We start from the raw sequence: 24,573 nt of genomic DNA, 5'->3' as shown, positions 1-24,573 counted from the left end.
CAACCGCAACACCATCCGCCATCATGTCCGCAGGCCTCAATCCCGCTCAGAACGAAGCGGTGCGCTACCTCGACGGTCCCTGTCTCGTGCTCGCCGGCGCGGGCAGCGGCAAGACCCGCGTGATCACGCAGAAGATCGCGCACCTGATCGAAGCGAAAGGCTTCGAGCCGCGCCATATCGCCGCCGTCACGTTCACGAACAAGGCTGCCGCCGAAATGCGCGAGCGGGTGTCGAAGCTGCTCGAGGGCAAGACGCTCACCACGCCCGGCAAGGAAGGCCGCAAGGTGCCCGTCAACCAGCTCACCGTCTGTACGTTCCATTCGCTGGGCGTGCAGATCCTGCGACAGGAGGCCGAGCACCTCGGCCTGAAGCCGCAGTTCTCGATCATGGATTCGGACGACTGCTTCGGGATGATCCAGGAGCAGCTCGGCACGACCGACAAGGGGCTGATCCGCAAGATCCAGAGCATCATCTCGCTGTGGAAGAACGGCCTGATCATGCCCGACGAGGCGATGGCGATCGCGGCGAACGAGGACGAGCACCAGGCCGCGATCGTCTACCGCAACTACGTCGCGACGCTGCATGCTTACCAGGCGGTCGACTTCGACGACCTGATCCGCCTGCCGGCCGAGCTGTTCGCGAAGAACGAGCAGGTGCGCGACCGCTGGCAGAACAAGCTGCGCTACCTGCTGATCGACGAGTACCAGGACACCAACGCGTGCCAGTACGAGCTGGTGAAGCTGCTCGCTGGCCCGCGCGCCGCGTTCACGGCGGTCGGCGACGACGACCAGGCGATCTACGGCTGGCGAGGCGCCACGCTCGAGAACCTCGCGCAGCTCGGCAAGGATTTCCCGAAGCTGCACCTGATCAAGCTCGAGCAGAACTACCGGTCGACGGTGCGGATCCTGACGGCCGCGAACAACGTGATCGCGAACAACCCGAAGCTGTTCGAGAAGAAGCTGTGGTCCGAGCACGGGATGGGCGACTCGATCACCGTCACGCCGTGCAACGATGAGGAACACGAGGCCGAATCGGTCGTGTTCCGGCTGTCCGCGCACAAGTTCGAGCGGCGCGCGCAGTTCCGCGACTACGCGATCCTGTACCGCGGCAACTTTCAGGCTCGGATCTTCGAGCAGGTGCTGCGACGCGAGCGGATTCCGTACGTGCTGTCGGGCGGCCAGTCGTTCTTCGACAAGGCCGAGATCAAGGATCTGTGCGCGTACCTGCGGCTGATCGCGAACGCCGACGACGATCCCGCGTTCATCCGCGCGATCACGACGCCGCGTCGCGGGATCGGCAACACGACGCTCGAGGCGCTCGGCTCGTTCGCGGGGCAGGCGAAGGTGTCGCTGTTCGAAGCCGTGTACATGGGCGGAATCGAGGCGCGGCTGTCGGCGCGCCAGGTCGAGCCGCTGCGGATGTTTTGCGACTTCATCCAGCGCCTGACCGAGCGCGCCGACAAGGAGCCCGCGACCGTCGTGCTCGACGACATGATGGAGGCGATCCACTACGAGGCGTACCTGTACGACGCGTTCGACGAGCGGCAGGCGCAGTCGAAGTGGCAGAACGTGCTCGAGTTCCTCGAATGGCTGAAGCGCAAGGGCACCAAGCCCGAGACGGCGGCCGTCGACGGCGAGGCCGAAGGCTTCCACAACGCGGACGGGCTCGCCGATACGGGCAAGAATCTCCTCGGCCTGATCCAGACCGTCGCGCTGATGTCGATGCTCGAAGGCAAGGACGAGGATCCGGACGCGGTGCGGCTGTCGACCGTCCATGCGTCGAAGGGGCTCGAGTATCCGCACGTGTTCCTGGTCGGCGTCGAGGAAGGCATCATGCCGCACCGCGGCGGCAGCGAGGACGACGGCCCGATCGACAGCGAGCGGATCGAGGAAGAGCGTCGGCTGATGTATGTCGCGATCACGCGTGCGCAGCGCAGCCTGCACCTGAACTGGTGCAAGAAGCGCAAGCGGGCGCGCGAGACGGTCGTGTGCGAGCCGTCGCGCTTCATCCCGGAGATGGGGCTCGACGAAGCGCCGCCGCCGACACCGGAAGAAGCGCCGATGTCGCCGAAGGACCGGCTCGCGAGCCTGAAGGCGCTGCTGCAGAAGTGAGGCGGCGGTCCGGCGGGCCGGAAAGACAAACCCCCGCGATGCGTGAGCGTCGCGGGGGTTTTTTACGGATGGCCCGGCGTGGTTACTTCGACGCGTTGACCATGTAGTCGACGGCCGCCTTCACGTCGGCGTCGGACGCGGTCGACCCGCCCTTCGGCGGCATCGCGCCCTTGCCGTGCAGCGCGTAGTTGTAGACCGTATCCATCGACTCCTTCAGGCGCGGCGCCCAGTCTTCCTTGCTGCCGAACTTCGGCGCGCCGAGTACGCCTGCCCCGTGGCAGGCCACGCAGGTCGACGAGTACAGCGCCTTGCCGGCCGTTGCCGCATCGGCGCTGGCCGGTGCGGCGGCGGGTGCTTCGCCGGCCTTCGGGATCGCGGCGATCGCAGCCATCGCGGCGGCGGCCTGCGCGTTCGACGCGTCGGCGCCCGATGCGGCGGCGCCGGCGGCGGGCGCTGCATTGGCGGCCGGGGCGGCCGGTTCGGGGAAGTTCGCGCCGTCGTTGTTCGCCATGTAGACGATCGCGCGGGCAATTTCATAGTCGCTGACGTCGTCGGGGCTCGTGCCGCCGCGCGGCGGCATCGCGCCCTTGCCGGCGAGGGCCGTCTTCAGCAGCGTGTCGAAGCCTTGCGAGATGCGCGGCGCCCAGTCGTCCTTGTTGCCGAACTTCGGTGCGCCGGCGGCGCCCGTGCCGTGACAGGTCACGCAGACGGCCTTGTAGACTTCCTCGCCGGTCTTGTACGTGCGGGGCGCGTTGGCGTCCTTCACGTCGACCTTCGCGAGTGGCGCGATACGCGCGGCGACCTGTTCGTCGGATAGGGCATCCGTGCCGGCACCGGAACGGAACGCATGGTTCGCGTAGTTGGCGAACAGAACGATCAGGATGATCGGGATCGCGAACGACGCGATGATGACGGCAATCAGCTGCCCGGGTGTTTTGACGGGGGATTCGTGGGGTGCTTCGCTCATGCTTGCCTCGTCTCCATGAATAGGAATTGTGAGCGCGGTGCAACGGCAAAATGGCAGTCCAATGAAGCACGGACGATTATAGACGGAACGTTTACATCACGGCGAGCGGTGCGATGGCGCGTGTTTACCCGCACGCAGCGCGGCCAGGCGGCCATTCGTCGGGCAAGGTGGACGCTTCATGGGAAACCGGGTATCCTTGCCGTCTTGCCAATCGTGGGCGGCCTGTATATTGGGGTCGCTTCACTGTCTCACGCGCCCGTAGCTCAATGGATAGAGTACTGCCCTCCGAAGGCAGGGGTTGCTGGTTCGATCCCAGCCGGGCGCGCCAAGCCTAGTCAGGCTTCCAGCGGTTTCGTTACTTCATCGTATTCCCCCGTTACAGTGAAATTACAGTTAGCCGGCTGCGGTCAGCAGTGTTTCCGGCGGCGCTGACACCGTTTCACGCGGCAGCTCGATGACCTGCGCCACCGGCAAGTGCGGCTGCACCCACTGCGCCAGGTGAGCGGCCGAGAGGTGCGCGTAGCGCTGCACCATCTCCAGCGTTTCCCACCCGCCCAGCTCTTTCAACACCTGTAACGGCGTGCCGCGCTGCACGTGCCAGCTCGCCCAGGTGTGACGCAGGTCGTGCCAGCGAAAATCGCTGATGCCGGCGCGCTTCAACGCCTTGCGCCAGGCTTCGGTCACGGTCTGATAGACCGGCCGACCGTGGTAGACGAACACACTGTCGACGAACTCGGGCGCGCGCTTCTTCCCGCGCTGGCGCAGGAGCACGGCGATCGCCGTATCGGACAGCGGCACCGTGATCGCCTTTTTCGCCTTCGCCTGGTCCGGATGAATCCAGGCGACGCGCCGCACGATGTCGACCTGCGACCACTGCAACCCGGTCACATTCGAGCGGCGCAAGCCTGTCTCAAGCGCAAAGCGGGCCATGTCGGCCAGGTGATCCGGCAACTCGGCGAGCAACCGTTCGGCCTGGGCCGGCGTGAGCCAGCGAATCCGCTTCTGCACGACCTTCCCGCGCTTCGTGACCGGCACGCGGTCCAGCCATTCCCACTCGACGGCCGCGTTCAGCACGGCCTTCAGTACGCCGATGACGCGCGTCACGGTGCCGGCGCTGACGCACTCATCGGTGGTCACGATCCCGTGCTTCGTGCGGATCACCTTCGGTTCCCTCCGTTTGGCGAGGGCGATAGCGTCGATGCGGTTGCGGTCGATGTCGGCCAACGCGACGCCGGACAGGTGTTGGTCAAGCCAGCGAAGGTGCGTTTTCGACGTTTCCAGGCTCGGCAGCCCTTCGCGATCGCCGACATAACGGACAACCGCATCGTTCCAGGTATAGCGGGGCTTGTGGCCGAGCTTCGCCTGGTTCCACAGCTCGACCTTCAGGCGATCGTAGAACTCCTGGGCCTGCGCTTTGTTGCTGGTGCCAGTGCTGCCTTGTACGACCGGACCGCCACCAGGCGGGGTGAGGCGGTAATACCAGTTGGGACTGCTACTGCGTTTATAGAGCGACATTTTTTAACTTCCTCCTGCTGATCGCCCTGCACAACTCGCGGAATCCATTCTCCGGCGAGGTAGCGCTGCAGGGCAACCGTCGAAAACATCCAGCGCTTACCGACCTTGCGGCCGGGCAGCTCGCCGGCCTTCGCCTTCAGGCGCACCGTTTCGGGATGGGCGCCGAGTATTGCCGCCGCACCGAGCAGGTCGACCGTGCTCGTCGAGGCCGCGTCCATGTCCCGTGCGGGGGGAGCACACGCAGCGCAACTAGGGGATTGGGGGCTAACGCCGAATCTGCTCATAACTGATTGAAATCATTGGGTATTGCGCGCCCCCATTTGCCCCGAATGACGCGGGGCACGCGTCCTGACTCGGGGCACAAAAAATAGGCAGCCGTTGCGAATGGGGGCAAAACGGGCATGATTCGGGGCATTGCGTTTGAGTCGATTCCTTGCCTCTCTTCGTATTCTTTCTTCTTCTTTTTCAATAAATTAGAGAGAGAAGAGAAAGGGGCGACGGCGGCCGGCGCAAAAATCGGACTAGGGGTAAAACCAGCCTGAATAGGGGCAAACGGGACGCCACACGGGGCGGGTGTCTTCTCGACAATCAATGACTTACGCGCGAAGAGGCCCGGAATCCCCGAGTTTTCTGCGCTGCCTGCCCGTTCCCTGTGGAAAAACGGGTCCGCGCGGCCCCTCTCCCTCAAGGGCGGCGTAGTTGCCCGGCCGTTTCGACTCGCGGGGGGGACGGGGGGAAGCGGACAGCACGGCGGCCGCGTGACGATGTGCGCCGATTGCTGCGCGCATCGGCGCACGCACCGGAAACCCGAATACAGGGCCGCTACGCGGCCGGAAAGATTGAAGGAAGGAGTACGGCCGCACGGCGGCCGCATCGGCTGAGAGGGCGTCATGCTGCGCTCCCTTGCAATGCGTCGGTGGCCAGGTCTTCGCGAATGGACACGTGCAGGCCGAACGCGGCCAGGCGTTCGAGGGAGATCGGCGTGAGGTAGCGCACGCGGCGCGTGTAGATGCGGCGTTCGACTTCCTTGTCGCCGACGATGACGCCGGCGTGCTTGAGCTGCGCCTTGAACACACGGTCGGATTTCACGGGCAGGCCGTTCCATTTGTCGCGTAGCGCGCTCGTATGGGCGATGTGGTCCATCACGTGGCCGGTGTTGATGAGCAGGCAGAACTCGCCGTCCACGGTGTCGAAGGTGTACGGGTGCTTGTAGTTGCCGCAGTCCATTTCCGACAGCGCGGTTTCCATGATCCATACCCACGGCTCGCGATCGGCGCTGGTCTCGGCGATGTGGCCGTTCATCTCGGCGAGCAGGTCGCGCGGGAAGTCGCCTTCGCTCGGGTCCATGCCGGCGAACTCGCACAGGTAGCGCCAGGCGAGTGCGACGGCCGCATAGTTGCCGGCCATCCGCTTCGCGCCGTCGTCCTCGCCGCTGGCGCGGCAGTTGGCCAGCGCCTTGTCGCGCAGCGTCGCGTAGTGGTCGGCCACGGTGCGCTTGTCCAGGCCGGCCAGGAACTCAAGCCACTGCCGAACCGGGAAGCGAGGCAGGTCGTCGGGCATGAGCGGGCCGCGCTTGCCGGTCAGCGTCGTGCGGACGAGCTTGCCGAGCAGGCTGCGTACCGGTACGTCCTCGCCGGCCAGCATGACGGGCGCGCACAGCAGGTATTCGGTCATGTCGGTGCCGCGACGTGTCACGGTGTACTGGTAGTTTTCCTGCAACAGCCCGACCGCCTTGTCGATCACGTCCTGCCGGCGCGCGGACAGCTCTTCCCATCCGACCGGGTGGCTGGTGTGGCTGATGCTGGTCAGCAGCCGGAACTCGGTCTGCAGTGACTGCCCCGAAAACATCGTGAACGCGAGCGAGCGCTCGAGCCGCTTGATGAGCGTCGACTTACCGGCGCCCTTGTTCGCCTGGATGGTGATGTGCGGCCAGAACCCGAGCAGCGCCTTCAGGTGGCCGCCGAGCGCCCACACGAGCGGGATCGTCGCGGCGTTCTGTTTGAACGTCGCCTGGTACGCAGCGATGACGCGGCGCGCGTCGCTGGCCGGCCCGGTCGGGAAGGTCAGGTTGTGATACGGGCACTGCTTGTCGGCTTCGGTGAAGTAGCAGTCCGGGCCTTCGTTGACGATCAGGCGGCCGTCGCGCCAGGCGAGCCCGACGAAGTTGGCCGCCTGGCGCGCGCCGAGGTCGGCGCCGCGCTCCAGGATGTTCACCATTCGCTTGAACGGCGCCGGCGACCAGATCGGGCCGAACTTGCCCCACTGGTCGACGTTGTGGAGCTGGTCGTCGAGCATCACGCGGCGCACGAGCTGCGCGCCGTGGCGGGGCGCCTGGACCGACACGGCGAAGTAGACGGTCGGCGCCTGGTCGGCGTCGCCTGTCATCGTCGACGTCGCACTCGCAACCGACACGCGGCTGATGCCGGCAATGCGGAAGCCGCACAGATCCGTTACGACCGGCGTTTCAACGCCCGATTCCTCGTTACGGTCCATCTTCGTGATGTAGCTGGTGAAGTCCGGCCGGACACGGAAGCGCCAGTACTGCGCGAAGTCGTGCGAGGGCAGGAAAATGCGCGGCCGGCCGCGACGCGTGGCGTCGCCAGCGAGGCCGGCGATGAGCCACGGCTCGAGCTGGTCGAGCGCGCGCTGCAGATCGGCCGGGCCGCGCAGTTGAAGGTAGTCGTTCACGTCGTTGATCGGCTTGACGGCCTTCTCGCCGTCCGCGAGGTCGGCGAACCAATTCGCCTGGTCGACGAGCACGGCGCTGATGTTCAGCGCCGTGAGCCGTTCGTAGAGCGCCCACGCAGCTTCCGGCCCAGGGCGGCGGCCGGCGCGCGGGTGGCCGTCCGCGAACGGCTCGTCGTTGTCCAGGCAGATCACGACCTGTTTGCCGCGCAGGAACGTGAAGTCGATGCCGTCGACGTTCGCCAGGCCGCGCAGCGCGAGCGCGGCCGCGCCAGGCATCGCGCAGGTGTCGATCGACAGCGCGTTGATCGCGCTTTCGACGATGAACACGCGCTTCGCCTTGTCGAGCCGGCGAGGATCGGCGGTCCAGCCGTAACCGGCCTTGTCGCCCTGGGTCTGCGTCTTGACGCCGCCATTGAGCGCCGGATCGATATAGCGCATGTCGACCGCAACGACGCGGCCGTCGCCAGGCGCGCGCACGATGAACGCGGCGGCCGGGCCGGCGTGCCCGACTTCGCCGGCCGCGACCTTCGAGCTGGTCCACGTGTTGAAGCCGAGCGAGCGCGCGGCGATCGCCGCGTCGATCGCGGCTGCGGAAATGCCGCGGCCGACGAGGTATTCGCGCACCTGGTCGCGCTCGGCCAAGCACCGATCGGCGATGTATTCGACGGTCGTTTTCTCGCGGCGCTCGGCCGGCGCCGGCCGATCGAGCGGAAAGCCGTACGCGTCGTGCAGGTAGCGCACCGCGTCGGCGACGGTGCCGCCGCGCGCGTGAATGACCAGGTCGATACACGAGCCGCCGACGTCGGCGCTGTGGTCGCGCCAGCCGGTGCCGTGCTTCGCGTGGTTCACGTAGATCGACAGGGACGGGCTCTTGTCGTCGTGCTGCGGCGAGTGGTAGAGCGCGCGGTCGCCGCCGCGGCCGCGCTTCAAGCCGAGCCGGTCGGCGAGGTCGTGCAGGTCGATGCGTTGTTTCAGTTCGTCGATCGAGGCCATCGTTATTGCTGTTGGTGCAGGGAGAGGGCGGCAGGGTTACCGGGTGTTGCGGGGCTGTCGACCAGCGCGCGCAGCGCGCCGGCCGACGCGGGGAAGGCAAGGGCCAGTCGATCGCCGAGGACGCTGACGAACAGCGCGAGCACCGCGACGCGTTGGAGGTCGCCGGGTTCGTGGTCAAAGCGAAGAACGTCGGCGGCCGCCGCGATGGAAGCCGCGAGCGCGGCGTCGTGAGGGGTGGTTGAGTGCGTCATGCTGCGGCGCCTCCGAGGATGTCGTGATGGTTCTGTTGCAGGCGTTGAACGGCATGCTGCAGCTCGTAGCGCGAGGTCGTCGCCTGATCGAGCATGGCGCGCAGGCGCTTGCGGTTGCGTTCGAGATTCGACGTCGCGTTCGCGAGGGCTGCGGTACGTGTCGCGCCGTGGCCGATGCGGATGCCCGATATCAGGTGCGTGACGATGCACTTTTCGGGGTGGCCGTCGTGCAGGTGCGACTCGATGTGAATGCCGAACGTGGCGCCGGCGTCGTTCGGGATAGCGACGTGATCGCCTGCGACAGTGCGCAGACCAGCCGGAGTCAGCAGCTCGTAACGAATGGTGGGCTGTTTCGTCATCGTGTCAGCCCCGCGGCGGAACGGCCCAGGCCAGCGCTGCGACCAGGACGATCATTGCGACGACGCCGATTACAAAAGCGATCGGCCGGGCGAGCCGAACGTCGAACAGGCGCAGCACGTCGGCGGCCAGGTAGTAGACGCCGGTGAGGGAGAGGGAAAGCATCAGCAGCACGCCGATGCTGAAAACGTAGGGCTTCATGGTGTGATTCCAGGTGAGTGCGCCGGCGGCCGGCGCGGATGGGTCAGTCGAAGTCGTTCGCGGCGCAGCGTTTCCCGTCGACGGCCGGCAACTCGGGCGCGGGTTCGCGATCGCGCCATACGTTCGCCGTGCATTCGAAGGCGTGGCGGGCGGCCGGACATAGGGCGTCGAAACTGCCGACCATGCGCAGGCGGCGCCACATCGCTCGCAGGTCGAGGTCGGTGAGGGGCGCGCGCATCGGATCAGTGCAGAACGATGGGCGTCAGGACAGGCATGCCGGCGTCGGCGTCCCAATGACAGCCCAACACGTAGCCGAGCCGGCGGGCGGTGCCGACGAACAGGAACGGATCCACGTCGGCGCGCCACAGTGCGCGCAGGTATTCGCGGCGTTTGTCGAGCGACAGGCGGGCCGGATCGAACGGCATAACGACTGCGGCGGAAGCGAGGGTGGCCATGCTGATCTCCTTTTTTCGGGCAAAAAAAGCCCCTCGCGCCGGATAGGCACGATGCGAGGGGAAAACAGGGGAAGGGGTTTAGGGCGCTAGACGGGCAGTTCGAGCTGCTCGACGAGACGCTCGCGCACGTTTGGCGAGAGCGGCAGGTTTAGCGACAGATTCGGGGTCGCGGACGGCGACAGGGTGCGGGCGAACTCCATGTTCACGACGTACGTGTGGCCGCACTCGACGTTGTTGCACTGGTACGTGACTTCCCGGAAGGTCTGAGACATTTCTCGGCTGCTACGCGCGGTCGCGCGCGTGCGGCAGTGGGGGCAGCGATTCAGGATGCGCATTTCGGCTTACTCCGGACGAGATACAGGGCGCGGCCGCGACCGTTCAGTTGCTTCGACGTGAGGCGCAGGCGACGCTTCACGAGCCACTCGGCGGCCGCCTCGATCGATGGGAGGCTGTACTGCTGCCGCACACGTTCCAGCACGTCGCGGTCGGCGTCCGAGAGGGCAATTTCCGTGCTGGTTTCGGGCATCGGTGGAGCTACTCATTGTTGGCGTTTCAGTGCCTTCGTTCAGGCGCCGGCGCGGTCCAGAATGGAGGTGTTGCGTTCGGCAAGTACGGCGGTCGCTTCGCGCATGACGATCTCGCGAATCAACACGGCGAGTTGCTCGCCCTGATAGTTCGCGAGAGCCGTCAACACGGCTTGCTCGTAGTCGTCGAAGCGAACGGTGTGCTTGTTGTTGCGGATGCGCTTGGGATCGGGATACATGCGGGCTCCTCAATTCACGAGCGAGCGGAACGGGAACGAGGGATGGCACGAAGCTGGCTTGCGCCGATACGGATCAGCTCGCGTGCCATGCTCGAAATCGAGCGATTGCGCTGCGCGGCGAATTGTTCGAGCTCGTCGCGCTCGGTGGATGTCAGCCGGACGTATACGGGCTTGTCCGACAGGGTGCCGCGTGGCGATCGACGCGGGCCTTTGGCGGTAGTCATGGTCGGTATACTTTGGTAATTAGCCTTGCGTTACGGTAAGGCTAGTGTAATGAGCTCAAATGAGCACGTCAATTAATTTGTGAGTTCATATGAACACGATAGGCACGCGTTTGCGGGAAGAGCGCTTGCGGCTCGGACTGAGTCAAGACGAATTTGCAGCGGTGGGGGGGGTGCTACGACGCGCGCAGTCGAACTACGAAGCGGACGACCGATCGCCCGACGCGAAGTATCTGAGCGCGGTTGCTGAAATAGGCGTCGACGTGCTTTACGTATTGCGTGGCACGAGGTCTGGATCCAATGAAGACGGCGTTGACGCAGGATCGTCGGACGACGAACGCTACTTCGTAGATTGCTTTCGGCAGCTCAACGAAACCGGCAAAGCCACCCTGCAATCCTTCATCGGCAGCGTTCTAAACCAGGCTGTCATGCTCAAGACGGGCACGCCGCGGCGCGCGAAACGCCTGCCGGAAAATCGACGCGCGGCGCTGGATCAGCGGGCAGCGGAAAACGTCGATCGTGCGATGGCGGAAATCGAGCGCTTGCGGGCCGAGCGTGCTGCCAAGGACGGAAAGAAATAGCTCGCGCGCGTCATAGCGCACTGGTCATTCTTCCCACAAACACTGTATATCCATCCAGTATTGAGTTAGCATCCTGAAAGCCGGCGATGCTGGCGACGTGGGGTATTTCGAGGCAACCGCGTCGTGTTGCGTGTCGTCGGTCCATGAACATGTTTGTGAGGGACCAGAAGAATGAGCATCGACATGAAGCACAACAACGACACGGTTGGCATAGCCGCCCGTCATGCGGACGCACGCGCCGAAGCGATGGGCGGGGGGCGAGTCCGTTCGGACATGACCGGCTGCGAGCGCGATGTTGCGTGCGCAGCGATCGACGATGCCATGCAGTCGGTCAGCCACGTGCTCGAAGTTGCGATTCAGGCGATGGGAAATCTTCGTGTTGCACGCGCGGCGCTCGCACGGTGCGACGACGGGCCGCCAATCCATGTGAATATGAACGATCTCTACAAATCGAGCTGACCGTCTCCCATAGCAAGCAACCTGAAGCCCGCCGCGTGCGGGCTTTTTACTTTCCGCCCTTCTTGAAATGCGAGCGGTGCCGATCGGTCGTCGGATCGTCGCGCATTTCGAGGTCCAGCCCGGTCGTGAATCCGCCGTCACTGTCGATGGTATGCGTCGCCTTCTTCACGAGCCACGCGGTTTCGTCGATTTCGGGCTTGAAGCCCGACAGCGTGACGGGCATTTCGGGGAACAGATCGGCGCGGCCGCGAGCGAGCGAGTACCGCATCGTCGCCTGGCTGCGCTGCATGCGCTTGAACTCCGCCTGCGCCGCGGCTCGCGCTTCGGCTTCCGTCGCGTAGTCCTCCGGCAGCACCTTCACGTTCTTGTTGTTCTCCCCGCCGATAATCACCGACTTCCGCTTCGCCTTGCCGTTCGAATGGTAATGTGCGCGCACGGCCGAATAATTCTCGCGTTCGGACACGTGGTACGCATGCTGGTCGCCGCTCGCGCGCGTCAGGTTCAACACCTGGAACGACTTCCCGCTGACGGTCTTGCCGGTGCCGATCGGCGTGAACAGCAACCGCAAATCCTTGACGTTCATCACGGCGTCGTAGCGCTTCGCCAGGCGCGTCAGAAATGACATATCGCTTTCGTGCGTCTGGTCGATATGCGCGATCACGATTTTCGCCAGGGCGTCGGCGACAGCGGGCGTCAGCTTGTAGCGGCCGGCGATCGCGCGCACGACCGAGCCGATCGTCTGCTTGTGCCAGCTCTTCTCACGACGCTCCTGCATGCCGTTCGACATCGAGGCCGAGCGTGCGCGCACGGTCAGCGTGTCGGGCGCGCCGCTATGTTCGAACTCGGTTACGACGAACGTGCCCTTGTCGACGAGCTGCTCGCCGGCCCAGCCGATCGACACCTTGATTTCGTCGCCGCGCTTCGGCAGCGCCAGGTCGCCGCGCGAGTCGTCGAGTACCAGGTCGACAGTGTCCGCGTCATCAGAGCGCGATTCCGTGAGGGTCAACGATTCGAGGCGCGGCAGGAACCGTCGCGAGATATCGCGGCCGCCGAGCGTGATGCGGTAGTCGGCCATCGGCTCGACACGTTCGAGCCGATACGCGGCAGCGTTCGAGTGTTCGATCGCGCGCGTCGTCATGCCTTCGGCTCCGCGTTCGCTGCGTCATCGGCTTCCGCATCGTCGACAAGCGCCGCATCCTGCTCGATGCGCAGCGCGTCGTCGTCGACGCATTCGAGTGTCAACGTGAATTCGATCCTGCGCGCGTTGCCTTCGCGGGTGAAGTAACGTCGCGTTTCGTCGAGCCCTACGATGATGTACGCGCCGTAGACGGTCCCGAGACCGTCGACCAACACGTACGCTTCGCCGACGTTCGCCATCTGGACGAGCTGGTCGAGCGACGCGCTCGTGCCGATTTGATCCGGCGCGATGAGACCGTCGAGCGTGATGACATCGTCGCCCTGGCCGGTGTACTGGCGAGCATCGCGCGCGCCGATACGCGATTTCTTCGGATGCTTCCAGTTCCTGCGTCGCTTCAGCTCGTGGAAGGGGGCGGTAGTCAGGCTGAACACGAATTGATCCAGCGACAGCAACATGGGACAGATCCTCCGTGAATGTCAGTCGGACAGGCGCGAGCCGGCGCGCGCACGCTGCGCGCGTTCGCGACGATCCAGCTCGGCGGCCACGGCGCGTGCGATCGCGCGCGGATCGTCGCCGGCCTGCGGGTAGATGTTGATGATGATCGACGCGGGAGCGGCGGCCGATGCAGACGACGCTGCGGCCGGAGCCGATGCCGCGATCGGCGGCCGCCGATCGATTGGCACGAGCGGCGCGGCCGTCGACAGCGCGGGTGTACCGAACCCGGTCACGGCGGCCGTCGCGAGCCCGAGCGCCGCGCGCGCGACGCCGCGCTGCTCTCCCGCCATACCGAGCGCGGCCCCCTCGCCGACGAATCCGCCCAGCTCGGCGAACACGCGGCTCGGGCTGTGAATGCCGAGCTTTTCCTTGAACCACGTCACGGCCGAATTCGCGACGTTCGTGATGGCCTCCTTCACGGCGCCCAGGCCGTTCGTGATGCCGTTGACCAGGCCGGATATCAGGTTCGCGCCGAATTCGGCCATCTTCTCGGCGACCTTGGCGGCCACGACGATGATGTTCGCGAGCCATTCGCCAAAGCCCCGGCCCGCGTTGCTGGCCTTGTCCAGACTTTCCTTGCTCGCGTCGACCGGCCCCAGGAGACGGGAAATCCAGTCCCACACGCCCTTGACCGCATCCATCAGCCAGTTGAACGCAGGCTTGAGCGGCTCGAACATCGCGCCGAGTACGCCGAATACGCGGCTGAAAATCGGCGCGAGTGGTTGCAGACCTTCGGTCAAGCCCTGCCAGAAGCCAGAGAAGAACGCCTTGATCGGCTCCCAATATCGGATGATGAGCAGCGCGGCCAGCGCGATCCCGGTGATGACGAGGCCGACCGGGTTCATGAGCGCGACACGGCCGACGAACATCAGCATTTGCGCGAGCCCGCCGAGCGCGGCGCCGACGCCGTTGATTGCGCCGACTGCCCCGCCCTTGATGAGACCGCCCGCACCCTTGAGCGCGTCGACCGACATCCCGGCGACGCCGCGGCGGCCGGCGTACTGTCGGGCGGCCGTCCAGCGCGAGGCGACAGCCGCGCGTGACGCGGCCGCCTGCGCGGAGACGGCGCGCCATACCTGGGCGGTGTATTGCCGAGTGGCGACCAGGCCGTTTTTCATCGACGTGACCACGGTGCGGCCCCACTGCGCGACGCTCGACACGACTGCGCGCGGGGACGACGCAGACCAGGCGGCCGCCAGTGCGGCGCGCATGCGCGCGGCGGTTGTGCGCGCAGCGTTGCCGACAACAGAGAACCGGGACGCCGCACCCGACAACTGGCCGAAGCCGCTCGCGCTCGCGCCGAGCGTGCGCGCGAGGAAGCTGCCCTGAATGCCGAGCGTCGCCATGCTGAACCGCACGATCGCGAGCGGCCCGAGGATGCCCGCGAGCACGATCGTGAACGTTCCCATTACAACGAGCAGCGCGGCGAACGCGGCGAGCACGGATAGAATGATCTTCGCCGCAGCGCCGTGGCGCTGGATCAGGGCGATGAGGCCGCCGAGAATCTCGCGGGTCTTGTCGAGCGCCGCGTTGTACAGCGGTGCGATGCGCTCGCCGATCTCGCGACGCAAGTCGCGCCCCTTCGCGAGCAGGTCGTTTTCCTTGCCCTGGGTTTGCAGCGCAGCGAGCTTCGCCGCGTCGTCGATCCCATATGCGCCGCGGTTGAGCTTTTCGTTCTTGTGAATCTGGTCCCGCTGCATGTACATGGTCGAGAACAGGTTCGCGGCCGTCCGGTTGGTGAAGATCGTCGAAATCATGTCTTTCACCTTGTCCGGATCGGTGATGCCCTTCTTCGCCATCTGCGGGAGCAACACCTTTTCCAGCCATTCGAGTGGCGACGCCTTGAACAGATCTCCGCCGAGCAGCGCGCCAGGTTTGATCCGTTTGATCATTCCGATTTTGTTGTACTCGACGTTCTTCTTGTCGACCAGGCCGAGATTCATCATCTCCTGCGCCGCGCGCACGGTCGTCTTGCCCTGGTAGACGTTGCTGTACGCGGACATGAGGCCGGTGCCGACGCCGTGGCCACCCATTTCCTGAATGAGCGGTTCCATCTGGTAATAGAACGCGTCCTGGCGCATCTGCTTCGCGGCGACGCCGCCGGTCTGGATGAAGTTGCGCCACTCGTCGCCGCCGACACGGCCGCCGGTTGCGGACAGCACTTTCTGCACCATGTTCGCTTCGTTCTTGAACGTCGCTTCGTCTTTCGTGCCGCCGCGCAGCTCGATCACCTTCAGCATGTTCATGAACTTCTCTTCGTTCGCGTGGGCGTCCTCCGCGCCGAACAGTGCTTCGTTCGCGAACTTCATTTTTGCGAGCGTCGGCATCACCATCTGCGCGTGATGCTCGTCCGCGAAGATCGACAGCGCGTCGCGCATCAGCGTCATGTTGTCGGACGTGCTGACGCCCATCATGTTCATCGCGCGCACGTACTTCTCGGCGTCCTGCGTCGCCTGGTCGCCAAGGCCGAGCGCCGTGATGCGCGCACGCTCGTTCGTCATCTTCTTGGCTTCGTCGAGCGTGCCGCCGAGGCCGCCAAGCACGCGCATGCCGGTCGAGCGAGCGGCATAGCCGCCGATCGCCATGCCGCCGGCGACGCCCTGCATTGCGTGCATCTTGCCGCGCGCTGCGGCGAGCTTTCGATCGCGCTCCGTCAGTGCTTCGAGCTGGCGCGTCTGCGCCTGCATCGTGGCCGTCGTCGACGCGACGCTCGAGCGCAGCGTGCGCTCGTGCTGTGCGAGGTTGCGCGTCTCGATGCCCGCCTGCGCGAGCCGGCCGCGCATCTCGTCGACGGTGGCCGTCTGCTTCTTCTGCTCGGCGCGCAGGCGCGATGCTGCCTGACGCGCGCGTGCCAGGTCCGCAACCATTTTCTGCGTGGGTGGGCCGAATGCGTGCAGTGAGCCGGCGAGCGCCTTCACGTTGGATTGCGCCGCACCGAGCTTCTTCGTGGTGTCGGCGAGCCCGGCGCGCATCTCGCGGAACGAGGCGACGGCTTTCTGTTGCTTGCCGAGTTCGGCAAGCTCGCCACGCGTCGCCTTCAACGACTGCGCGAGCCCCTTGTTGCTGTTCAACATGTTCCGCAAGGGCTTCGTCCAGTTGTCGACCATGTCGAACATGACGCGCAGTTTCAGGGCGTTGTCCATCGTTACTCGTGTCCGCTTCGTATCCGGGCGCGCTCGCGCCAATCCATCAGCTCAGAAAGGGAAAAGTCGTCCATGTCGCGCGGTGTCCAGCCGAACACCGTCGCGACATCGGCCATCGCGTCTTCTACGCGTTCTGGGATTCCATGCTCGCTTTCAGCGCCTTCGACATCAAAAAACCGGCAAAAATACCCCCCAATGCCACGAGGTCGGCCGGGTCCATCAACGTAACATCCATTTCGGTCAGCGTCGGCGTGGTGATGCGCGGGAGTACCTTGCGCAGCGCGTCCACGTCGAGATTCACGAGCGCCGCGAGCGACGTGCCGCGCAAGGCGCCTGCGGACGGCTTCGCGAGGGTCACGTGCGTGATGGGCTGGTCGCCGTGCATGATCGGCGTGTCGAAGGTGTGCGTGTTGGCCGCGATCGCGTCGAGTACGGCGCCGCCGGTGGGGGCGTTGTTGGTGTCGAGGGTCGTCATATGTTGCGTGTCCTGATGATGATTGAGAGGGATGCCCGCGGCTGGCGCGGGCGGGGTGGGAATAAGCGGTTACAGGCCGATCGCCTGGCGCAGACCGGCGAGCAGGTCGTTACCGTTGATCTTCTCGATCATGTTGATGAAATCCATCTCGATCAGCTCCTGGCCGTTGATGGAGAGCTTGTAGTAGCTGGCTGCCGTCGTGACCTTGAAATCGGTGTCTTCCTTCGGCTTGCCGGAACCCATGTCGATTTCCTTGTGGCGCCCGCGCACGACGATTTCGACCGAATCGTAGGTCTTCGAATCCTCGCGCTGGTAGCCGCCCGAGAAACGGAGCTGCACGCCGTCGTGCGTGGTGATGCCGTACATGCGAACGACATCCTCCATAAAGCCGCCGCACGTCCATTCGAGCTGGATAGCCTCCTGGCCGAAGTCGATCGGGATCGGGCCGCTCATGCCGCCGCCCTGGTAATCCTCCATCTTTCGCGACAGCTTCGGGAGCTGGATTTCCTTCGTCTCGCCGACGAAGTTGGTGCCGTTGTGAAACAGGTTGAAGCCTTTCAGCTTGCGGGGCATACCCATGTGTGTGACTCCTGGTTAGGCCGACACGCGCGAGGCGAAATCGGCGAGATAGCGATCAGTGATGCGCTGGCGCAGCTTCAGGTTTTCGAGCGGCGGGACCGGCGTGTAGTCGTAGTCGATCCATGTACCGCCCGACGTCAGCTCGTCGGTCGTGTTCGGCTCCGGGTCGTACCAGGCGCCGCCGCCGATCAGCTCGCCGACCGAGACTTCGCGGCGGAACCACGCGTTGATGTTCTCGATGATGTCGCGCGCGAGCGACGGATTGAGCGGCCCGTCGACGACACCCATCTGCGCTTCGGCAATCGTGTCGGCGATCACCTGCGCGGAACGCGTGTAGTTCTCGAAGAAGAACTTGCCGTCCGCGTCGCACGTGCGCGAGCCCCAGAAGCGGAAGCCGTTTCGGTTGACGAGCGTGGTGACCTGGTTCTCGTTGAGATAGCCAGCGTCCGTCGCCGGGTCTTGCAAATCCCACGACACGTCCGCGCTGATGCCGGTCACGCCGTTGACGACGACGTTCGACAGCGTCTTGTGCCAGCCGATGTCGTTGTCGATCTTCGCGCGCAGGCCCGCGGCGATCGCCGGCGCCGGGATGGTGACGGTCGAGTTCGTCACGTCGTCCCAGCCGAGCCAGTCCGGCCAGATCACCATGATTTCGCGTTGGCCGAACTGCTTGCGGTACGCGACCGCTTCTTCCTTCGTCTTACAGCCGTGCGCCGCCACGTAGACGAACGCGCGCAGCGACTGCGCGACCGTCGCGAATGCAGCGGCGACGGGCTGCGTGTCGAGGCCTGGCGCGACCAGGATGCGCGGCTTCACGGCGAGCTTCCCCTGTGCGGCAAGCAGCGCCTTCATGCCGGTGTATTTGCCGTCCGGCGTCACGGTGCCGACGACGTTCGAGGTCGTCTCAGCTTCGTCCTTGCCTTCCGCGACGCGCACGACGACGGTGACGGGCTTCGTCTGCTTGCCGATCGCATCGAGCGTGCGGCGCAGCGTGCCCTTCGTGCCGGCCTTGCCGAGTGCGGCGATGACGTTCGTCAGCAGCACCGGCGTGTCGAGCGGGAACGTCGCCGGGTCGGCGTCAGCGCCGGTACAGACGATGCCGAGCACGGCCGTGGAGACCGTGCGAATCGGCCGGCCGCCTTCGTTGATTTCGATGACGCGTACGCCGTGGTGGTAATCCTGCGGCATGGTGTGCAGCTCCTATAGGTATACAGGTGAGAGGAAACGGGAGAGCCCGTTGTCAGGTCGATGCGACGGGGGCCGGGTTTTGCGGTTCGATCGGCTCGGCCGGCGCAACGTACGGCGTGGGCGTCGCGGGCCACGCCACGGCATCCGGAAACGTGTCGGCGTTGATCGCGGAGACGAGCGCCATCTGGTACGCGGACCAGGCTTTGAAGTAGTAGGTGCCTTCGTCGTCGAGCAGGCCGGCGGCGTACGCGTCGGCCTTGCCAGCGTTCGCTCGGCGTGCGATTTCCATCAGCCGTTCGAACTCGGCCATCCCGGCGTCACGCTTTTCGCGCGCGATCAGCTCGGGCGGAACGGTCCATGCGTCGTCGATCCACGCGTGGCGCGGCGACGGCCGCGGCTCGGTCGTTAGCTCCAGATCGTCGGGCGTCTTGCCGGCAATCGCGATTTCGACGGGCTCGCCGGTGTCGGTGCGGTAGCAGACGCGCCCGCGGAAGTCAGGCAGCAGGAACCAAGCGCCGTCGCGATAGAACGGCCAGGTGGTCGGCGTGCGCGGCGGCGGCGCATCGATCGTCGCGGACGACGGAATGAGCCAGCGTCCGTCATTGCGCGGATCGGCGTCGGGCTGGCTGCTGGTCAAGTATTCGCCGGTCGATGGGCTGTAGTGGTGAATCAGCATGTTTCGAGGTCCGTAAATTAGTAGGCGCGGATCATGGCGAGCAGCGCGACGTTGCGTGGCCGGGCTTCGTTGCCGCCATCCGCGTTGACGGTGATGCCGTGGCTGTGCCGACCAGCCCCGCCGATGCCGACGTTGTGGCCGTGGTTGCCCTCGCCCTCTGTGTTGAATTCGTGGTTGTGGCCGCCCGCAGGGCTGGTCATGCCCCATGTGTTGTCGCTGTCAGTGTTGTTTGAGCCGGTTTTGTCATTTCCTCCCCATGTTCCCCATGGTGGCGCGTAACGACTGGAGTTTTCGCCCCACGGTGAGACGTGCTGGTGATCGCCGACGCCGGCCGTCCATCCGTGGTGGCCATGCCAGCCTTGAACATCAGTCCATGCCGAGTGAGCGTGGTCGCCAACTTCGCTGGCGCTCGCCCCGTGCGCGTGCGATCGGTTCTGGTCGCTCTGGTACGAGCCGATGGCGCGCTGCGGATCGATGTCGTTACGGCCGTCCGCCCAACAGCGAATGAACTCGCCGCGCATCTCGGGCAGGCGGAACGTCGTCGTGCCGTCACCGGTTGAGAAGCAGCCCCAGCGACCGTTATTCCATTCGGCTTCGGACACGAGCGCACCGCTCGCCTGGGCATATGCCCACAGCGCCGGATAGTCGGCACGATTGACGACAACGCCATTGGCTTTCAGGAAGCCGGCGCGCGCCAGCGTGCGGGGCTCGAAGACAATCTGGCCGACCGTCACAGTCGAAATGGCGGACAGCACCCATTCCGTCGTCGCGAGGCGCGTCGAGCGATCACCCTGCGGGGGCGTCGGTCCCTGTACCGGCTTTTCGAAATTCGTTCCGTTCGGAGTAAACGTCACTTGGGGGAGTGAGTTGCACGTAATCCCGAACGAGCCATCTGCTATGTGATACAAGCCCGTGTCTGGCGCTCCGTCGTTTTGGAACGTGAGCGAAGGAGAGCCGGCACTGCCTTCCGACAGGAAAATGCGCTTGCCCGGATCGAACCACACGTCAGCAGCCATCGTTCCGCCTTTCAGGCGATCGAGCGGCGTGACGTTGCCCGAATGCCACGCGGGCTTACCGTCGATTCGGAACGTGCGGTCGGCGAAAATGTAGTCGAACGATCCAGCCGACGGTGACCACCAGCCCGTGCCCACTTTGCTCGTGTAGAAATAGCCATCGGCAGGGCCGAGGCGAACGCGACCTTCGGATGACGAGGTGCCGACCGTCAGTTCGCCGCGGATGAAGACGTTGCCGCCGAAGTCTGTCCCCGCCCCCGTACCGTCGATGCTGACCTTTCCGGTATCGAGCGCCCACCAGAATGGACGCAACGCACTCCATGATCCGTTCGGGTCGCCCTTGGCTGTCGTCAGAAGCCATGCAAATTTGTCGTCGTTGCGAAGAATCACGCCGTAGTTGGGCGCGGTCGCTCGAAACTGGGCTCCGCCGTTGTCGGTTCCGGCGCTCTTCACGCCAGCCGAGGCGCTGACACCACCCTTGACCTGTACGGTGCTCTGGTCGTCATCGGTGACATCGCCGACGAACAGGCGCTTCGTGAGCGAAAACACCTGCGTGCTGCGGTCGACACGAAACACTGGAAACTGGGATTTGCCGTCGTCTGCATACGCGTTCAAACCGAAGTTGTTGCCGACGTTACCGCCCGTTGCCGCGCCGTCACCCTTGAACAACGACCAGCGAATCTTTCCGCCATCGGCGAAAAACAGCGTCGAGAAGCCGCCGGCCCCGCCATCGATCGAAACAGCCTTCGAATAGCTGGTGCCTTCGGTGTAGGTGTTGCCGCCGACGAGAAGCCGAGAGCCGCCCTCGTCGCTCTTCACGTCGCCGACGAAAACGCGGCCACCGTAGGCGATGCGCACTGCGCGCGCCTGGTACGCGTCGGCCTGGGTGTCGTTGGCCGTCTTGTTGAGCCAGATATCGAGATACTCGCGTCCCCACGCACCGCCATCGAACCCCGAACGGACGGTCGCGATGAGGCGGGTGCTCGTGTCGACGTTGTTGCCGCCGAACGTGCCATACAGGCGAACCCGGCCCTCGCGGCCGGTCTTGCCGGACGGTGGGCGAACCGTGACGTGCGCGGTGTCTGGACCCGCATCGAACTCCGCGACGACGGGGCCGGTGAATTTCGCGCCAGTCAGCGCGGCGTACCGGGCGGCGGCGGTCTTCGGCGTGATGGCGCGCGAGTCGTCCGTGCCCGCGTCGACTTCGGCCTGCGTGGCGAGTTCCACGACGCCCTTGCGTTCGGTCGTCGCCGGCGGGTTCAGAAACGTTGCCGGGCCGAACTGAAGCTGCGCCGCGTCGATCGACGCGAACACGATGTCGCTCGCGAGCAGCAGCATGGCCGCGGGCGATTTTTCAAGAATCGGAGTGCTCTGCACGTAGACGCCGAACAACACGCCGTTGTCGAGGTACAGGCCGTACGCGTACAACGTGTACTGGTCGTTCGTGTCGTCCTGGATGACGACGTGCACGGTGTCCGGCGCGACGTTTTCGCCGCCGAACGTCGTCACACGCTTGCGCTCGTTCGGCAGAGTCTTCATGCCCTTGTCGAATGCGAACGCGGCGGTGCCGAGGCCGATCTCGACGACTTGGTGCGCCACGGTTCCAGTGTTGCCGGCGGCGACGAGCGCCGCGCGGCCGGCGTCGGTGATTTGGATCTGGTTTCCAGCCATGTTTCAGGTATCCGAGAGGGACAGACGGCAATAGACCGCTGCGCGTGCCCCGACGCCGACGCGCTGGGTGCCGGCCGCGCTATAGCCCTGCTTGAAGATGTAATGCGCGGTACCGCGCTTCGCGCGATCGACTTCCGCGCGGATGTCGGCGACGTACTCGGCGGTCGCGGGCACGCCGTCGCGGCTGCCGACCGTCATCACGATGTCGAACGTGCCCGGCCGGCCGCGCGGCGTCATCTCGAACCATTCGCGCATCGCCACGTTTGCGCCGAACGACGCGCAGACCTGGCGCACGGCTTCGGCCGTGCCCTTGATGCGTGCAATGCGGATCGCGGTTTTCACGCGCGCGCGTTTCACCTGCTCGGGCCAGTAGTCCTTCCAGGTCTCGACGCCGACGTGCCAGGCGAGCCACGGCAGGAACGCCAGCGGGATCGCGTCCGGGTCCATCAGCGTGCCGATGTCGACCGGAATGTCGCTGATTCGCGCGTTGGTCTCAGCCAGACGCCGCTCGAGCGCGGTCGCGTTCGGTGGCAGCAACGAGGGCATCGGCTTATTCATCCGCGACCCCGCCGTCGATCAGCTCGATTCCCGTGCAGTACGGCGCCTGCTCGCCCGTCACGGCGACGCCGCCGGCCGGCGAGTCGAGCAATACCTTCTGCACGCCCGCCACGCGCATTGCCGCGTGCAGCCCGTCGATCGTCACCTCCATGCCGATGCGGTGCATGTCGGCGGCGAACTTCGCCGTGCGCTTGTTCGCTTCCGCGAGCGCGACGGCGCGATCCGGGCCGGAGAAGAAGCGCAGCGTCGAGCGGATCGCGTAGGGCACGATCTTCGCGCTCTGCACGATCACTTCGTCGGTCTGCGGTCGCTTGCCTTCCAGATTCTTCTTCACGATCTCGATCAGCTCGGCGCTCGCGGTGCCGTCACCTTCGCGCGACAGGATCGTGACGACCATCACGCACGGCTCCGGGCTGAACGCGGCGGCGGACAGCACGCGACCATCGGCCGAACGCGCATGGAACACGTACGCTTCTTCAGGACCGGCGACGGAGAAGCCGCGCGGCGCGAGCTGCACGCGCTCGCGCAGGCTGTCGTCGTCTTCATAGACCGGATCGACGCCGTTTTCAGGATCGCCGGCCGAGATGACCAGGCGTTCCACGTCGAAGAGGGCGGCAATGTGTTCGAGCGTCGTGCCGCGTGCATATGCGAGCAGGATGCCGCGAGCCTTGTCGTTGATGAGCTGGCGCAGCAGCACTTCGCGATAGGCGTTTTCCTGCAACGATCGCGTCAGCGGTTCGGATTCGAGTGCGAGCGTCGCGGCGATCTCGGCGCGTTGGTCGGCCGGGTACAGGGAAATGAGCCGCGCCTTGCGTTCGGCAAAGACCGTTTCGAAGTCGAGCGGGTCGACGATATCGGGCGCCGGCAGTTGCGACAGGTCGATCGGGGTCGTTCTCATGCACCGACTCCGTTCGACACGGGTACGCGCAGCGACACGGGCTCGTCGTGCTCGTCGGTCCATCCTTCGATGTCGACGAGCTGCTGACCGGCGAACGCCTCATCGGTATCCGCCACGAGCTGCACGCGTGTGACGGTCAGACGCGGTTCCCAGCGCATCAGCGCAGTCGCGGCGGCCGCATACAGGCGAATGCGCGTCGCGCCATTGGTCGGGGCGTCGATCAGGTCGGGCAATTCCGAGCCGAACGAACGGCGCTGGATGCACGAGCCGAGCGGGGTCGTCAGAATTCGGCCGACCGACTGCGACAGATGGTCGACGCCCGAAATCGCGCGACCGGTGACAGCGTTCATGCCCTTCATGCACCGCTCCGGATCGGCTTCGACGTAATGGCGAACTCGCCCTGCGCCTGGTGCGGGTGATTGACAAGGCTGACGCCATAGGCGAGCACGTCGCCGGTGAAGTCGGCGCTGCCGTCGATCTTCATCACGGCGCCGCCGTCGCCGCCCTTGCCGGTCATGCCGGATTCGAACGTGAGCGGTCCTTTCACTGTCAGCGATTTCGTGACGGTGGCATCACCGTCGAGCAGAATGTGCTCGGCCTGCACGGTCGCGTCCTTCGTCTGCACGACGACGGCACCTGGTGCGACGATGTGCACGGTCGCGCCAGCCGGCAGGTCGGCCGTCAGCGCGTGCGCCGCATGGTCGTAGCCGACGCGCGCGCCGTCCGCGTAAATGCGGGTGTGGGTGTTCGGGGAATTGTCCGGCGCTGGCGCGGCGTCCGAGTAGAGGCCGCGCAGCGCGACAGCCTGCGCGAAGTCACCCATCGGGCCGAGCAGCACGACCTGTTCGCCCTTGGTCGGCGGAAGCCATTCGCGCGTGCTGCCGGCCGCCGGCGTGAGCCAGGGAATCCAGTTGGTTTGCAGGCCGTCGTCGTCGGACTCGCCGACTGCGACGCGGCAGAGGCCCGCGTCGTGGTCGACATCGAGAATCGAGCCCTTGCGCACGGCGTTGCGTGCCTGTCGTTGAATTTCGTTCGCATCCATGCCGACCATGTTGCCGGCCGTCCTCGCGTGACGCGAGCGAACGCAAATGTCGTGCTTGCGGGTACAGCATGCTCGTCGCGCGCGCGAGCAAACGTGCGTCGACAATCGCTATTACTCCCTCGATGACGTGCCTCG

Annotated in this window: 28 protein-coding genes, 1 tRNA gene and 1 pseudogene; 4 read left to right on the top strand and 26 right to left on the bottom strand. The window is 65.4% G+C overall.

The genetic code is table 11. From position 1 onward, the window contains the following. The first annotated feature begins 23 nt into the window (after nucleotides 1-23). A complete protein-coding gene (locus tag HWX87_RS21225) occupies nucleotides 24-2,111 on the top strand; it encodes a UvrD-helicase domain-containing protein (RefSeq protein WP_176049047.1) in 2,088 nt (695 codons plus the stop codon). 82 nt (nucleotides 2,112-2,193) lie between these two features. Here the strand turns inward: HWX87_RS21225 and HWX87_RS21220 are convergent, their stop codons facing one another. Continuing rightward, nucleotides 2,194-3,078: a c-type cytochrome gene (locus HWX87_RS21220; protein WP_176049046.1), complete on the bottom strand. Its 885-nt coding sequence runs from the start codon at nucleotides 3,076-3,078 to the stop codon at nucleotides 2,194-2,196. Between the two features lie 252 nt (nucleotides 3,079-3,330). Here HWX87_RS21220 and HWX87_RS21215 point away from each other — a divergent pair. Further along, a tRNA-Arg gene (locus HWX87_RS21215) sits at nucleotides 3,331-3,406 on the top strand. Between the two features lie 65 nt (nucleotides 3,407-3,471). Here the strand turns inward: HWX87_RS21215 and HWX87_RS21210 are convergent. The 12 genes and pseudogenes from HWX87_RS21210 to HWX87_RS21160 all read right to left on the bottom strand — a co-directional run bounded on the left by HWX87_RS21210 (nucleotide 3,472) and on the right by HWX87_RS21160 (nucleotide 10,525). Beyond that, nucleotides 3,472-4,593: a site-specific integrase gene (locus tag HWX87_RS21210; RefSeq protein WP_176049044.1), complete on the bottom strand. Its 1,122-nt coding sequence runs from the start codon at nucleotides 4,591-4,593 to the stop codon at nucleotides 3,472-3,474. A gap of 65 nt (nucleotides 4,594-4,658) precedes the next feature. Then, nucleotides 4,659-4,811 (bottom strand): annotated as a pseudogene (locus tag HWX87_RS38075) (helix-turn-helix domain-containing protein); the annotation flags it as partial. Between the two features lie 670 nt (nucleotides 4,812-5,481). After that, nucleotides 5,482-8,274: a toprim domain-containing protein gene (locus tag HWX87_RS21205; RefSeq protein ID WP_176049042.1), complete on the bottom strand. Its 2,793-nt coding sequence runs from the start codon at nucleotides 8,272-8,274 to the stop codon at nucleotides 5,482-5,484. Between the two features lie 2 nt (nucleotides 8,275-8,276). Beyond that, complete coding sequence (locus tag HWX87_RS21200; protein ID WP_176049040.1) at nucleotides 8,277-8,525, bottom strand: hypothetical protein; 249 nt, start codon at nucleotides 8,523-8,525, stop codon at nucleotides 8,277-8,279. After that, entirely contained in the window at nucleotides 8,522-8,884 is a 363-nt protein-coding gene (locus tag HWX87_RS21195; protein ID WP_176049038.1) for a hypothetical protein, read from the bottom strand. Before HWX87_RS21195 ends, HWX87_RS21200 begins: the two co-directional genes overlap by 4 nt. Before the next feature lie 4 nt (nucleotides 8,885-8,888). Next, entirely contained in the window at nucleotides 8,889-9,083 is a 195-nt protein-coding gene (locus tag HWX87_RS21190; protein ID WP_017424050.1) for a hypothetical protein, read from the bottom strand. 43 nt (nucleotides 9,084-9,126) lie between these two features. After that, nucleotides 9,127-9,321 (bottom strand): hypothetical protein, encoded by a 195-nt coding sequence (locus HWX87_RS21185; RefSeq protein ID WP_059541886.1) that lies wholly within the window; start codon nucleotides 9,319-9,321, stop codon nucleotides 9,127-9,129. Nucleotides 9,322-9,325: 4 nt separating this feature from the next. Continuing rightward, the gene (locus HWX87_RS21180; RefSeq protein WP_059541883.1) at nucleotides 9,326-9,538 is read right to left on the bottom strand and encodes a hypothetical protein; all 213 of its coding nucleotides are present in this window, start codon (nucleotides 9,536-9,538) and stop codon (nucleotides 9,326-9,328) included. Between the two features lie 86 nt (nucleotides 9,539-9,624). Beyond that, on the bottom strand, nucleotides 9,625-9,873 hold the full coding sequence (locus HWX87_RS21175) for an ogr/Delta-like zinc finger family protein (protein ID WP_016038187.1): 249 nt from the start codon (nucleotides 9,871-9,873) through the stop codon (nucleotides 9,625-9,627). After that, nucleotides 9,861-10,064, bottom strand: a complete 204-nt coding sequence (locus tag HWX87_RS21170) for a hypothetical protein (RefSeq protein ID WP_078040544.1) — start codon at nucleotides 10,062-10,064, stop codon at nucleotides 9,861-9,863. The genes HWX87_RS21175 and HWX87_RS21170 overlap by 13 nt, the downstream gene beginning before the upstream one ends. 39 nt (nucleotides 10,065-10,103) lie before the next feature. Next, the gene (locus HWX87_RS21165) at nucleotides 10,104-10,301 is read right to left on the bottom strand and encodes a hypothetical protein (protein WP_078040545.1); all 198 of its coding nucleotides are present in this window, start codon (nucleotides 10,299-10,301) and stop codon (nucleotides 10,104-10,106) included. Between the two features lie 14 nt (nucleotides 10,302-10,315). Further along, entirely contained in the window at nucleotides 10,316-10,525 is a 210-nt protein-coding gene (locus HWX87_RS21160; protein WP_078040546.1) for a hypothetical protein, read from the bottom strand. A gap of 89 nt (nucleotides 10,526-10,614) precedes the next feature. On the opposite strand from HWX87_RS21160, the gene HWX87_RS21155 reads away from it, so the two are divergent. Both HWX87_RS21155 and HWX87_RS21150 read left to right on the top strand, forming a co-directional pair. After that, nucleotides 10,615-11,103 (top strand): helix-turn-helix transcriptional regulator, encoded by a 489-nt coding sequence (locus HWX87_RS21155; RefSeq protein ID WP_176049037.1) that lies wholly within the window; start codon nucleotides 10,615-10,617, stop codon nucleotides 11,101-11,103. Between the two features lie 171 nt (nucleotides 11,104-11,274). After that, entirely contained in the window at nucleotides 11,275-11,562 is a 288-nt protein-coding gene (locus HWX87_RS21150; protein WP_176049035.1) for a hypothetical protein, read from the top strand. 46 nt (nucleotides 11,563-11,608) lie between these two features. Here HWX87_RS21150 and HWX87_RS21145 read toward each other — a convergent pair whose 3' ends face one another. The 13 genes from HWX87_RS21145 to HWX87_RS21085 form a co-directional block, all read right to left on the bottom strand. Continuing rightward, nucleotides 11,609-12,700 (bottom strand): phage late control D family protein, encoded by a 1,092-nt coding sequence (locus HWX87_RS21145; protein ID WP_176049033.1) that lies wholly within the window; start codon nucleotides 12,698-12,700, stop codon nucleotides 11,609-11,611. Then, nucleotides 12,697-13,155: a phage tail protein gene (locus HWX87_RS21140; protein WP_176049031.1), complete on the bottom strand. Its 459-nt coding sequence runs from the start codon at nucleotides 13,153-13,155 to the stop codon at nucleotides 12,697-12,699. The genes HWX87_RS21145 and HWX87_RS21140 overlap by 4 nt, the downstream gene beginning before the upstream one ends. A gap of 21 nt (nucleotides 13,156-13,176) precedes the next feature. Beyond that, on the bottom strand, nucleotides 13,177-16,338 hold the full coding sequence (locus HWX87_RS21135) for a hypothetical protein (protein WP_176049029.1): 3,162 nt from the start codon (nucleotides 16,336-16,338) through the stop codon (nucleotides 13,177-13,179). A 2-nt stretch (nucleotides 16,339-16,340) separates the two neighbouring features. Further along, nucleotides 16,341-16,454: a GpE family phage tail protein gene (locus HWX87_RS21130; RefSeq protein WP_027811792.1), complete on the bottom strand. Its 114-nt coding sequence runs from the start codon at nucleotides 16,452-16,454 to the stop codon at nucleotides 16,341-16,343. A gap of 8 nt (nucleotides 16,455-16,462) precedes the next feature. Next, nucleotides 16,463-16,813, bottom strand: coding sequence for a phage tail assembly protein (locus HWX87_RS21125; RefSeq protein WP_176049027.1), 351 nt, complete (start codon nucleotides 16,811-16,813; stop codon nucleotides 16,463-16,465). Between the two features lie 69 nt (nucleotides 16,814-16,882). Continuing rightward, a complete protein-coding gene (locus tag HWX87_RS21120; RefSeq protein ID WP_016038198.1) occupies nucleotides 16,883-17,392 on the bottom strand; it encodes a phage major tail tube protein in 510 nt (169 codons plus the stop codon). Between the two features lie 15 nt (nucleotides 17,393-17,407). Then, nucleotides 17,408-18,580, bottom strand: coding sequence for a phage tail sheath protein (locus tag HWX87_RS21115; protein WP_176049025.1), 1,173 nt, complete (start codon nucleotides 18,578-18,580; stop codon nucleotides 17,408-17,410). 52 nt (nucleotides 18,581-18,632) lie between these two features. Next, nucleotides 18,633-19,256 carry a tail fiber assembly protein gene (locus HWX87_RS21110; RefSeq protein ID WP_176049024.1) on the bottom strand — a complete coding sequence of 208 codons (624 nt, stop codon included), beginning with the start codon at nucleotides 19,254-19,256 and terminating at the stop codon, nucleotides 18,633-18,635. A 17-nt stretch (nucleotides 19,257-19,273) separates the two neighbouring features. Continuing rightward, nucleotides 19,274-21,940 carry a phage tail protein gene (locus HWX87_RS21105; RefSeq protein WP_176049022.1) on the bottom strand — a complete coding sequence of 889 codons (2,667 nt, stop codon included), beginning with the start codon at nucleotides 21,938-21,940 and terminating at the stop codon, nucleotides 19,274-19,276. 3 nt (nucleotides 21,941-21,943) lie between these two features. Then, entirely contained in the window at nucleotides 21,944-22,498 is a 555-nt protein-coding gene (locus HWX87_RS21100; RefSeq protein WP_176049020.1) for a phage tail protein I, read from the bottom strand. Then, the gene (locus HWX87_RS21095; protein ID WP_176049018.1) at nucleotides 22,491-23,396 is read right to left on the bottom strand and encodes a baseplate J/gp47 family protein; all 906 of its coding nucleotides are present in this window, start codon (nucleotides 23,394-23,396) and stop codon (nucleotides 22,491-22,493) included. The genes HWX87_RS21100 and HWX87_RS21095 overlap by 8 nt, the downstream gene beginning before the upstream one ends. Further along, entirely contained in the window at nucleotides 23,393-23,755 is a 363-nt protein-coding gene (locus HWX87_RS21090) for a GPW/gp25 family protein (protein ID WP_176049017.1), read from the bottom strand. Before HWX87_RS21090 ends, HWX87_RS21095 begins: the two co-directional genes overlap by 4 nt. Continuing rightward, a complete protein-coding gene (locus HWX87_RS21085; RefSeq protein ID WP_176049015.1) occupies nucleotides 23,752-24,438 on the bottom strand; it encodes a phage baseplate assembly protein V in 687 nt (228 codons plus the stop codon). The genes HWX87_RS21090 and HWX87_RS21085 overlap by 4 nt, the downstream gene beginning before the upstream one ends. Nucleotides 24,439-24,573 lie beyond the last annotated feature (135 nt).

The organism is Burkholderia sp. BCC1644 (assembly GCF_902833225.1).
In the GTDB taxonomy this organism is placed as follows: Bacteria; Pseudomonadota; Gammaproteobacteria; order Burkholderiales; family Burkholderiaceae; genus Burkholderia.
Note: the sequence above shows the minus strand (reverse complement) of the source record. Positions and strands in the feature narration are given on the sequence as shown.